The sequence below is a fragment of the Microcystis sp. LE19-10.1B genome, assembly GCF_027530565.1.
Classification (GTDB): domain Bacteria; phylum Cyanobacteriota; class Cyanobacteriia; order Cyanobacteriales; family Microcystaceae; genus Microcystis; species Microcystis aeruginosa.
This window is the reverse complement of sequence record NZ_JAPZQM010000760.1, coordinates 1-11,288: the sequence shown is the minus strand read 5'-3', so window position 1 is coordinate 11,288 and position 11,288 is coordinate 1. Positions and strand designations below refer to the sequence as shown.

Here is an 11,288-nt window from a genome sequence, read left to right as displayed (position 1 = left end):
ACCACATTCCCACCACCAACACCCCACACCCCACACCCCACACCCTACACCCCACACCCGACACCCCACACCCCACACCCCACTTCCCACTTCCCACTTGCATCTTAGGTTAAACTTTAATTCCTAGTACCTGTGTATGGGTTCCCCGCGCTTGGGTGACACCGATGGTTCTTTCGGAAGCTTCAATCATCGGCCGACGCAAACTAACGACAATAAATTGCGCTTGTTGTGCTTGTTTTTGAATCATTTTGGCCAATTTCTCCACATTGGCCCCATCTAAAAACATATCCACTTCATCAAACGCATAAAAGGGAGAAGGACGATATCTTTGTAGGGAAAAAATAAAGCTTAAAGCGGTTAAAGATTTTTCACCCCCAGACATGGAACTTAATCGCTGTACTGGTTTTCCTTTGGGATGTGCCACCAGATTTAAGCCACCATTAAAGGGGTCATTTTCGTCTTCTAGTTGTAAGTAACCATCACCATCGGACAGGGTGGCAAATATATTCTTAAAGTTTTCGTTAACAGCAGTAAATGCTTCCTGAAAAGCATTAAATCTGAGGGTGGTAAAGTTTTCTATCCGTAAAAGTAGTTCGGTTCTTTCACCTTCTAGAGTTTGCAGTTTTTCTGATAGTTCATCTAATCTCTCTTTAGTTTTTTGGTGTTCTTCTAAAGCTAACATATTGACAGGTTCTAAAGCTGCTAATTTCTTTTGTAACTGCCGAATATCGCTTTGAATTTTCTCGAAATCTCGATCGCTTTCAGGAATTTCGGGCAAGGGATTGGGTAAGTCGCTTTCTAGTTGACTAATTTCTGTCTGTAAAGTGGTTAGTAATGCTTGTCTTTCCTCTTGATTGTTGACTAACTTTTCCGATTGCCAGATAGCCTGTTGTTGCCGGTTTTGTTGTTGTCGCAAAACTGTCTCTAATTGATCTCTTTTTTGCTTGGTTTCCCCTAGTTGTTGCGATAATTGCTGTAAAGCTTGATTGATTTCTAAAATATGGCGATCAAGTTTTTCTATCTCCAGATTACCGATATTTCTCTGATTAACTGCATCGGTAATTATCCTGTCAATCTCAATAATTCTATCCCCAGACTCTTGACTTTTTTCCTCTAGTCTGATTTGTTGATTTTGTAGGTCTTTTAACTGTTCGCGGACTGTAGCGAGGTGATTTTCTTGGGTTTGTAACTCTAATTCTTGAGCGCGAATTATTCCCTGCACCTGTTGCCATTTGCTATGGGTATGATTGGCCTCTAAAGCAGTTAATTTCTCCTGTTCTTGCTGTAAGGATAACTCTAACTGAGGAATTTCTCTAGTTAATACCTCTAACCGTTGACTAGAAATACTAATTTCCTCTTGCTGTCCCGATAATTGACGGGTTAAATCCTCTTTTTCTGTGGTTAAACGTTGTAAATCCTTGCTTAATTGTTGTAGAGATAATTGATTTTCCCGATGACTTTGACGGGTTTCGGTTAACTGTTGGGTTAACTGACTGATAAGATGATTAACTTGGGTAATTTTTTCTTCGTTGCGGGTAAGAATGCGATCGATTTCTGCTAATCTTTCCCGTAGAGATTCCGCTTCACTAGACTCCTTCGGAGAAATTTTACCAAAACGCAGCCCCGATCGCGTCGGTTGGCTGCCTCCGGTCATAGCGCCAGTCATCTCTAATAACTCGCCATCCAAAGTAACGATGCGATATTGATTGATATAATAACGGGCAGAATCTATATCCTCGAAAACCACGGTACTGCCAAAAATATAGTTAAAAACCTCCCGATACTGGGATTGAAACTTAACTAAATTCACCGCTAAATCCAGATAACCCCGCGCATGACGCAGAGAGGAAATATCCTGGGGACGGGGAGGACGAATTTTATTCAGGGGTAAAAAAGTGGCGCGACCGATGCGACGCTGTTTTAGCAAGGCAATTCCGGCAGCCGCAACGCTATCATCTTGGACGACTACATGACCTAAACGACCTCCGGCGGCGATTTCAAGAGCAATTTGATAACGTTCCTCTACTTCCCCCAATTGTGCCACTAATCCGCAGATTCCGGGCAAATCTGACTGTAATAATATTTGAGTAGCATAGGTTCCCTGGGCCTCCTGTTGCGCTTGCTTGGTCGCTTCCAGTTTATCTAATTCCCTCTGTTTGTCCCGTTGTTCCTTGAGCAGACGTTTTTGGGTGTCCTGACTGATGACGCGATTTTGTTCGGCAATGGTGAGTTTTTGGGCTAAATTTTGGATATCGGGATCCGATTGATTAATTTTTTGTAATATTTCTTGACTTTCTTCCGTTTTTGTGCTAATAACTTGCTCTAATTCTTGCAGACGTTGACCAGCTTCTACTATATTAGTTTGCAATCGATCGCATCTTTCGGTCAATTGGGCCCGTTGGCTACGGTAGGGGTTTAATTGTTCCTGAAGACGGGTAATATTGCGGGAAAGGTCGCTTTGTTCTTTTACCCAAGCTTCTGACGCTTCCGCGAGACTACTTGCTTGCAGACGATGGTTTTCTAGGGTTTCCCTTGCGGTTTGGGTTGTCAGTAGGAGATTGGGTAAAATTTCAGTTTCTAAACGGCTTTTTTCAGCAGTAATCTGATTTAATTCGAGATTGTAGCGATTAATTTCCTCTAAAAGCCTGTTTTTCTGTCCCTGAGATTCTTTTTCGAGGTTTTCTAACTCTTTTTGTCGTTGTTGCTGTTGTTGTCGTTTGGCCTGTTGACTCGCTAATCGGGAAGTCAGGGACAGGTGTTCATCTTCCCCGAAAGCTTTGACCTGTTGATTGAGTTTCTCTAATTCTTGACTATTTTGGGCGATTTGTTCGGATAAATTGGCGATAGTCTCGGTTAAAACCTGTTTTTCCTTTTCCCCAGCTTGAATTTGTTCTTTTAATTGCTGGCAGCGCTGCTGGAGATTTTGCCAATGCAGGACAATTTCCCATTGTTGTTTTTCTTGGACTTGGGCCTTGAGTTTTTGGTATTTTTCGGCTTTAATGCGATCGAGTGCTAATTTCTCCAGAGATTTTTGCAATTCTGTGGCAATAATTTGGCAGCGTTCTTCTCTTTCTTTAACCGAATCGATATTCTCCTTAGTTTTCTCAATTTTGCGGTCAAATTCGGCTACTCCTGCCAATTCGTCGATAATTTCCCGTCTTTCCTTGGCATTCATGCTGATAATTCGGGTTACGTCCCCCTGTAACACCACGTTATACCCTTCGGGATAGATGCGTAAACGGTTTAATTGGTCGTGAAGTTCGCTAACCGTACAGGTTTCCCCATTGATATAGTAGGTAGAAGTATAGCTGCCACCCTTAGCCACTTTTAAGCGTCGGGAAACCGTCCAATCCCTATCGGTGGCGTCGGGAATATCGCTAACATCAAAAGTCACCGAAACGCTCGCTTCTGAGCTATGACGTTGACTGTTATAGCTGTGATTGACTAAATCCGGTAATCTTTCGGCCCGCATTCCCTTGGAAGTAGCTAATCCCAAGCAAAATAGCAATGCGTCAAGGATATTCGACTTTCCCGAACCATTTGGACCAGAAACCACCGTAAACCCCGGTAAAAAGGGTATAGGAGTCGTTCCCCCGAAGGATTTGAAGTGTGAGAGTTCGACCTTTTTGATGTAAACCATGGCGATAAGCAAAAAGTAGGAAAGCTGTCAGCTGTCAGCTTTAATCTATAAGGGATAACTTCGGTTTATCCTTGAAAATATCCTCAGACTTGACCGGAGATGACAACACCCTTATAGAAAAATATAGCTGATAGCCCCCTTAGATAGCTTGAATCCATTCTTTGACTTGGTATTCTGTCCAGATGCCATTTTGCCAGTAGGGGTCCGCTTCGATTAATTCTCGCACTTCCGACTCGCTGGCTGCCTGATAAATTCCGAAAACTTGGCTTAAATCTGCCGTTGGTCCGATAGTAATGAGAATTCCCCGTTCTTTCTGTTGATTTAATCCCTCTAGATGCGCTTGACGATAGGGAGCGCGTTTTTCCAGCACGTTTTCACAATAACTACCCCAGATAACAAATTTCGGCATATTTGACCTGTACTCTCTTGATCTGTTGCTATTTTACGATCGAATCGTCAATCAGACTAAATCGGTATAGAAAAGTGGGGGGGTACACAGAATCTACATTTTACTATAGCGGTGAGTCCCGATTGAAACGCTGAAACGCCTATCTATTATCTATCGATGGATTTACTATACCTCATTAGACTGAAAAACGCTATATATAGATTAGCTAATCCAGATAGGTTTTCTATTGTATTTAAGTAGGTGGGTGGAATTAAATATAAGATGAAAGTAGGTTGGGTTGAAGCATGAAACCCAACGCCTAACCATTACCATACTATATTGTCCTCGAAGATTAGGTTAGTATAACAAATATAGTCACTCACTCAAAGTTGATTCTTTCCCGTTCGACAACTAAAGGCCTTTTTAAAATTCTCATGTGCATTAAGCCAATATATTCCCCAATAATGCCGATAAAAAATAACTGCACCGAAGCGAGTAAAAATAGTCCGACAGTAACGGGTGCGGTTCCTAAAGGAAAATAATCCCAGAACAACAATTTGGCGATTAAATAACCTAACGCCACTAGCAAACTCAAGAGGGACAAAGCAAAGCCTAACATGGTGGCCAGTCTGAGGGGAACTTGGGAGTGACTGGTAATACCCAGCATCGCCTCGCTATAGTATCGATAGAAGTTGTAACTACTAATACCCCGTTTTCGCCGTTGTTGTTGATACTCAAAAGAGAAACTTTCAAAACCCAACTCTTCAATGAGTCCCCTAAAATAGGGATAGGGATCGTTAATCTCTCGTAGAACATTGATGACTTTCTGATCATATAAGCCGAAACCTGTAAAGTTTCTAGTAACTTTTACATCCGAAAGATTGTCCATTAAATAATAAAAAATTTGTCTAGCAAAATAGAAAAAAGCTCCTTCTTTCATCGGCGTTTTAACCGCTTTAACAACTTTATAGCCTTCTTCCCACTTCTTGACAAATTCTAGGATTAATTCGGGAGGATCTTGCAGATCTGCTACCATAAAAATAACCGCATCTCCGTAACACTGAAGAATACCATAGTAAACAGAACGAACGGGACCGAAATTTCTAGCATTAACGATGACTTTTATCCCGGGGTCTTTTTGAGCAATTTTTTTTAATTCATCTACAGTTTTATCTTGGGAAGCGTTATCGATAAAAAGATGTTCATACTCATAGTTAGGTAACTGATTAAAGACTTCTTTAACTCGCAGGTAAAGGTCTTCAATATTTCCTTCTTCATTATAACAAGGGGTCATAATCGTAATTTTTTTCATCATCTACTTCCTCTAAAAACAAAGGTTTTATTTAAGAAATAGGAAACAATTGCTAGAGGCAATACTAAGATAGCTTGTGCCGCTAACATATTAATTCCTAGCATCTTGACAATTCGTAAGGATTCAGCGTTTAATAAGTAAATCACTGAATAAACACCAATAAAGCGAGCTAGTAGTCGATTATTTTGGTCTTTAAAAACGATAGCTCCGATAGTTTTAAAGTTGAATAATACCCCGCAAATAGTAGCGATAAGTAAGGAATAGCGCTCATCTAATCCTAGACGAAACAGCAAGGCAAACACCCCATAACCAAATAAGGTATTAACTACCCCCACTAACAAAAATCTAACAGATTTGCTTTTTTTGAACAGATACATTTTTCAAGTTTATTTTGACAATTAGTGATTACATTGGTCTTTATCTTCTCCTCACCTGTAAAATGGCTAATACACTCTTTGTAGCATGGCCAGAGCCGATTGCACAATGCCATCCAAATCAAGTCCTTGTTGGGAACGTAAAACCGTTTGACTACCAGCGGTTTTAACGGCTTCTCTTTTTAACCTTAAAGGTTTAAATTTCACCGATTCGCCAGACTGTGCCAGAACTTCTGCAACTGCACTTCCTAAACCCCCAATTCCATGTTCTTCCAAGGTGATTATCTTCTTAGTTTTTTGAGCCGATTGTAAGATAGATTGTTCATCTAGAGGGTAGAGAGTCGGCATACTCAAAACTTCAATAGAATAACCCTGCATCGTCAGTTTTTCAGCCGCTTTAACGGTTAAATCTAGCATTCCCCCTATACTGATTAAGGTCAAATCTGTCCCCGACTTTAACTCGATTGCCTTACCAATTTCAAACTGAGGCTCCCTGGGGTGAACTTGAGGCTCACCAGCTTTCCCTAATCTTAAATAACAGGGACTCGAAAGGTTGGCAATGGCTTGAGTCGCTAACTTAGCTTCCAGAGGATCTCCCGGAGCGATAACCGTCATATTGGGTAAGACTCTCATCACCGCTAAATCTTCTATGCCATGATGGGTATAACCCAGAGAACCATAACTCAGTCCGCCACCAACAGCAACGATGTTAACATTGAGATTGTGACAACAGACATCATTGCGAATCTGTTCAAAACATCGCATAACAGGAAAATTGACAATAGAGTAAGTAAAGACAATTTTGCCACTCATCGCTAGTCCAGCCGCAATTCCCATCATATTTTGTTCGGCTACTCCCACGTTGACATATCGATCGGGAAAGCGGTCAGCAAATCTTTCCAAGACTGAATAGCCTAAATCAGCACACAGCAGCCAAATTCTCGGTTCCTGTTCGGCCATTTCACAAAGAGTGTCTATAAATGCTGTTCTCATAATCTCTCCTCAATTTCGGTGATCGCTTGGGCTAATTGTTCTACATTAGGTGATTTGTAATGCCAAGCCAGTTGATTTTCCATAAAACTGACTCCTTTTCCCTTAACAGTATGGGCGATAATACAGCTAGGTTTGCCCTTTTCAAAAGGAACACTATTGAAAGCGTCTTCAATCTGCTGGAAATTATGACCGTCAATTTCTCGCACTGACCAACGAAATGCCTGGAATTTAGCTGTTAAGGGTTCAAGGTCAAGCACTTCTTGGACTGTGCCAAAACTCTGAATTTTGTTATAGTCCACAATAACAACTAGGTTATCGAGTTGATGCTGAGGCGCGAATAGGATTGATTCCCAGTTTGAGCCTTCGTCCATTTCGCCATCACTAACTAGAACAAATACTCGGTAGGGTTTATCTTCACGTTTACCGGCTAGAGCTATACCACAACCGATAGGTAAACCATGACCTAAAGACCCAGTAGAGGCTTCTATTCCGGGTAGATAATGACTGATATGACCAGTTAACTTAGAACCATCTTGACAATAGGTTTCTAGCCATTCTAGGGGAAAAAATCCCCGTTCAGCCAGTACTGCGTAGAGAATAGCCGCACTATGACCTTTACTGAGAATAAATCGATCGCGGTCTAGCCAATTTGGGTTAGTCGGATCAACTCGGAGAATTTTGCCATATAGTACAGCTAATAAATCAGCCATACTTAAGCAACTGCCAATGTGAGAGGCATTAGCTCGATGAACCATTTGTAAAGCCTGAAGACGGATTGATTGAGCTAATTGTTTGATTGTGTTTGCTTGAATCATTATTCTTTAACAAAGTAGGAAATATAGGGGTCATAAGGAAAGCGACAGAGTTTAACCATCCGCAAGTCTAGGCTTTCTAAAAGGGCTTGGGTCTCACCTGGAAATTCGGCGCAGTTTAGCTCATCAAAAGCAATAATTCCCCCCTTAACAACCCGAGGATAGAGATATTCAAAGGCAACTTTAGTCGGTTCATAAATATCAAAATCTAGGTATAAAAGACTAATCAACAAATGAGGATTATCTCTCACATATTGAGGAATCGTTTGACAAGCATCTCCGACGACTAATTCGATTTTAGGAATATGCCCTAGCGGACGATTGTTGTCGTGAATGGTAACTAGAGATTTAATTTCTTCTACAATCGCATTGTGGGTTTGAAATGCTCCTTCTTTTAGATGTTCAGAAACTCCAGTTTGAAGGTCTTTCTCGTGAACACCAGGAAACCCTTCAAAAGTATCAAATCCGATCACTTTGCGAGTATGATTATAGGGTTCAGAAATGGCAGAAAAATGATACCAAGACAGTAATCCACCCCCTCCAAAAACGCCACACTCAACAACACTGCCATTAGCGGGGAGGCTAAGTTTGAAAATTTCCCATTTTGTCAAAAATCGAGCAATGTCTTGGCGACGTACCTGACGAGGAAATGTTTGTAGTCGTTGAGATAATGGTAGTTTAGATGCCTCAAAAGATTCACATAAACGCTCAAGAATACCTTTTTCCTGATTAGTATATTTAACTAAATGATGCCCTAATTGGCTTAATGCTTGGTTGTTTTCTGAAGGAATTGGTTGTTCTTTCATTGTTTTAAGATCCCTTTAACCGTTTCTAGTAATCCTTGCTCAATAGTAATTTTATGATCCCATCCCGTCAAGGTTTTGATGCGAGTAATATCCGCTTGTAAGTGCATCACCTGATCGGGACGATAGGGAACCGCACCATATTCGGGTTGAATAGTGGGATTAACGAAATTCTTAAGGGTTTCTACAACTTCTTTCAAAGGTATAGCTACGCCCGAGCCAAGGTTAAATATCCCAGTTGCTTGAGTATAAGCTACACTCAAGATGGCCTTAGCGGCATCCTCAACATAGAGATAATCCCATAATTGCTCACACTTTGTCAATTTAGGGCTATTGCCCGAGGCGATTTCTCGGATCAAATAGGGAATTAACCAGTAGGAGTCATCCCCAGGACCATAGGGATCAAAAAGACGAATCCAAGAACCTTGAATATCATAGGCTTGACATAATCCTAGGGCTGCCCAACAGGCCGCTAATTTAGCTTTCCCATAAAGGGTGGTGGGATAGGTAGGAAATTGTTCATCCACTTGACGGTTAGGATTCCCATATTCGGCTTGAGAGCCGATGCCAATCCATTGTGAACACCCGACTGATTTAGCTAATTCAACACTCTGTAAAGTTAAGGGAAGATTATCTTGGATTTGGTGCAATTCATTGCGATCTTTTCCTGCCACTCCTCGCCAGGCGAGATTAATCAGAATGTGTGGCTGATAATCCTTGATTTTTTCAATTAATTGCTCATCCGTTAGACTTTGATAAACAAAAGTAGGATATCCTTCTAAATCTTTGAGTCGAAACGGATTGGAAGAAGGTCTTTGTAATACTAAGGGAAGATTGCCATCTTTGAGGATTTGTTTGAGTACAGCAGCACCAACAAATCCCGATGCCCCAGTTAGGATGATAACTTTTTCCTGAGAAGATTGTCCCATTACATTTCCCTCCCGTCTAAGATATCAAGCATCGAGTGAAGTTGCTCCGATGAATAGCCAAATTTTTGTAAATCCTCTTGAATCTCTTTTAGATAACCGAAACTAAAGACAATTATATCGTCAACGGGGGATTCTTGCAGTTTTTCAATACCAAAGACGGGAACTTCCGATTTGGGGCAGTAAATCCCTTGCCCTTTCGGTTTTTTATCCACTAAATACTCTAAGTAATGAGCCTTGTTCATAGCTGCTAGAGTCATCACACCACGACCACCAGCACCATAGCCAGCTATTTTTTTCCCTTTTTGGCTATTTTTCTCTAAATAATCATCTAGATTCTGAATTCCTTGATAGATTTTTTGGACTTGAGTGTCATAAAAATTAAGCTCCTCAAAGTTATCAAGTTCTACCTTGGGTAAAGCTTGATTAGCCAAAATAGAGCCTTTGGGAGTAGCCACAAAAAGTAGAGAATTTGCCCGGCGGATTGACTCAGGAACAATATTAAAATCAATCATTACATAGCCCATTCTTTCCATTAACGATTGAGCGGTTGAGGAAGTTAAATAAATTGAGTGTTCATGTTCAAATAAACAATACTCTCGTCGATCAAAAATTTTCTCTAAATCGTGAACTTCTACTACTAAAATTCCCTTTTCAGGATTAAGTATTTCCCGAACAGTCTCCAGAAAATTGACGGGATCTGGCAGATGATCGAAGGTATAGGATAACAGCACAATATCGACTTTTTTAAAATCTTCAGGCAGTTTTTCAATAGATGATTCGTTGAACAATCCTTGAATAGTTTTGATCCCTTGATCTTCAGCAATTTTAGTCAAATACGAGGAAGGTTCATAACCGAGAACTTTACCCCCCATTGCTTGAAAAGGAATTAATTGTCCTCCATCTCCCGATCCAATTTCTAAAACTTTAATTTTGTCCTCGATAAAGTATTTATCAATTAAGGACTTGGCTAAAGTTTCCATAAATTTACTGGCTGTTTTTGATGTTCCTACTGAGTATTGATAGTCTTCATAGTAGTCAGTTACATCAACATCATGTTGCGTTTGAACTGTATGACAATCTAAACAAAGATAGATAGGAATATCGGCTTTAAATTCCCGACCTAATTCCTCTTGAAGGATAAATTCATCCGTAAATGGCATTTGAGGCAAGGTGAGAATTTTCTTTAAATTCTCTGATTGACAGATTCGGCAGTGATTTTTTAAGTGAATTTTAGCTTTCATAAATTTGCGATGATCAGGTATAAATTAAAGGATTCTGGCTCTCCCCGACTTGGTGTGATAATCAGTGTTTATCGTTTCTAGTAGTCTTGCTAGGCAAGGCTTTGAAGACTATCTTTCCAGAAAATTATCCCTATTCTTCTTGCTTCCACACAGAAACAAGAAGAGCCGGATTCTGAGTAAGCAATGCCCACATTGTCCCAAGATAAGCTCTAGGTTTTCCCAGTTGTAAGACAACTTTGATAGTATCCGATTTGTTGGCGGGTAGGTCTTGGGATTGTACCTTATCCTCCCGTAGCTGTTTTTTGTCCTCGTATTTGGATAATTTGGCGTAAAAAATATCATAACCTTTCTGACTTACTTTTGTATCAGCATAGACAAAACTACGGCGGTCGCAACACAGTATATCAGAGCCATTTGAGAGGGGATGACCGGTGCATCTTTAGTAGATCCATACAGACAAGGATTTTAGCTATTGTTAGCTTTACACACTCAGTATTTTTGCAAAACTGAGATGCACCCGTCTCATCATAAACTATCATCAACGTCAACTCCCAGCGAGCGCAATTTTGCCAACAAGCGTTCGGCTCGTTGCTTTTCCTGCTCGGCTCGTTGCCTTTCTTGCTCTACTAACTCACTCCCCCATAATAGCAAATTTCCCGACTTATCCCACCAGCGCAACCAATTAGTAGTAAATTCAGCTTTGCTTCCTTGCCAGATACCGATAAACAAATTAAGTTCTTTTATCCAGTAACGATTGTTTTCATCAGGTTTTTGTTGTTCATACTTTCCTTGATTT

The 11,288-nt window shown here is 40.6% G+C and carries 9 protein-coding genes and 1 pseudogene; all 10 read right to left on the bottom strand.

Features of this window, described 5'->3' with window-relative positions; all coding sequences use genetic code 11:
- Positions 1–109: 109 nt before the first annotated feature.
- Positions 110–3,640: a chromosome segregation protein SMC gene (smc, locus tag O9332_RS27590; RefSeq protein ID WP_288028210.1), complete on the bottom strand. Its 3,531-nt coding sequence runs from the start codon at positions 3,638–3,640 to the stop codon at positions 110–112.
- Between the two features lie 139 nt (positions 3,641–3,779).
- Positions 3,780–4,049 carry a YciI family protein gene (locus tag O9332_RS27585; RefSeq protein WP_002762776.1) on the bottom strand — a complete coding sequence of 90 codons (270 nt, stop codon included), beginning with the start codon at positions 4,047–4,049 and terminating at the stop codon, positions 3,780–3,782.
- Between the two features lie 358 nt (positions 4,050–4,407).
- Positions 4,408–5,340, bottom strand: coding sequence for a glycosyltransferase family 2 protein (locus tag O9332_RS27580; RefSeq protein WP_043999425.1), 933 nt, complete (start codon positions 5,338–5,340; stop codon positions 4,408–4,410).
- Entirely contained in the window at positions 5,340–5,717 is a 378-nt protein-coding gene (locus O9332_RS27575; protein ID WP_002762780.1) for a GtrA family protein, read from the bottom strand. The genes O9332_RS27580 and O9332_RS27575 overlap by 1 nt, the downstream gene beginning before the upstream one ends.
- A 66-nt stretch (positions 5,718–5,783) precedes the next feature.
- Positions 5,784–6,707 carry a transketolase family protein gene (locus tag O9332_RS27570; RefSeq protein ID WP_002762782.1) on the bottom strand — a complete coding sequence of 308 codons (924 nt, stop codon included), beginning with the start codon at positions 6,705–6,707 and terminating at the stop codon, positions 5,784–5,786.
- Positions 6,704–7,522 carry a transketolase gene (locus O9332_RS27565; RefSeq protein ID WP_002762784.1) on the bottom strand — a complete coding sequence of 273 codons (819 nt, stop codon included), beginning with the start codon at positions 7,520–7,522 and terminating at the stop codon, positions 6,704–6,706. Before O9332_RS27565 ends, O9332_RS27570 begins: the two co-directional genes overlap by 4 nt.
- On the bottom strand, positions 7,522–8,325 hold the full coding sequence (locus O9332_RS27560; RefSeq protein WP_002762786.1) for a TylF/MycF/NovP-related O-methyltransferase: 804 nt from the start codon (positions 8,323–8,325) through the stop codon (positions 7,522–7,524). The genes O9332_RS27565 and O9332_RS27560 overlap by 1 nt, the downstream gene beginning before the upstream one ends.
- Positions 8,322–9,251 carry an NAD-dependent epimerase/dehydratase family protein gene (locus tag O9332_RS27555; RefSeq protein WP_002762788.1) on the bottom strand — a complete coding sequence of 310 codons (930 nt, stop codon included), beginning with the start codon at positions 9,249–9,251 and terminating at the stop codon, positions 8,322–8,324. The genes O9332_RS27560 and O9332_RS27555 overlap by 4 nt, the downstream gene beginning before the upstream one ends.
- Positions 9,251–10,492 carry a class I SAM-dependent methyltransferase gene (locus O9332_RS27550; protein ID WP_002762791.1) on the bottom strand — a complete coding sequence of 414 codons (1,242 nt, stop codon included), beginning with the start codon at positions 10,490–10,492 and terminating at the stop codon, positions 9,251–9,253. Before O9332_RS27550 ends, O9332_RS27555 begins: the two co-directional genes overlap by 1 nt.
- Before the next feature lie 525 nt (positions 10,493–11,017).
- A pseudogene (locus O9332_RS27545) lies at positions 11,018–11,288 on the bottom strand (hypothetical protein); the annotation flags it as partial.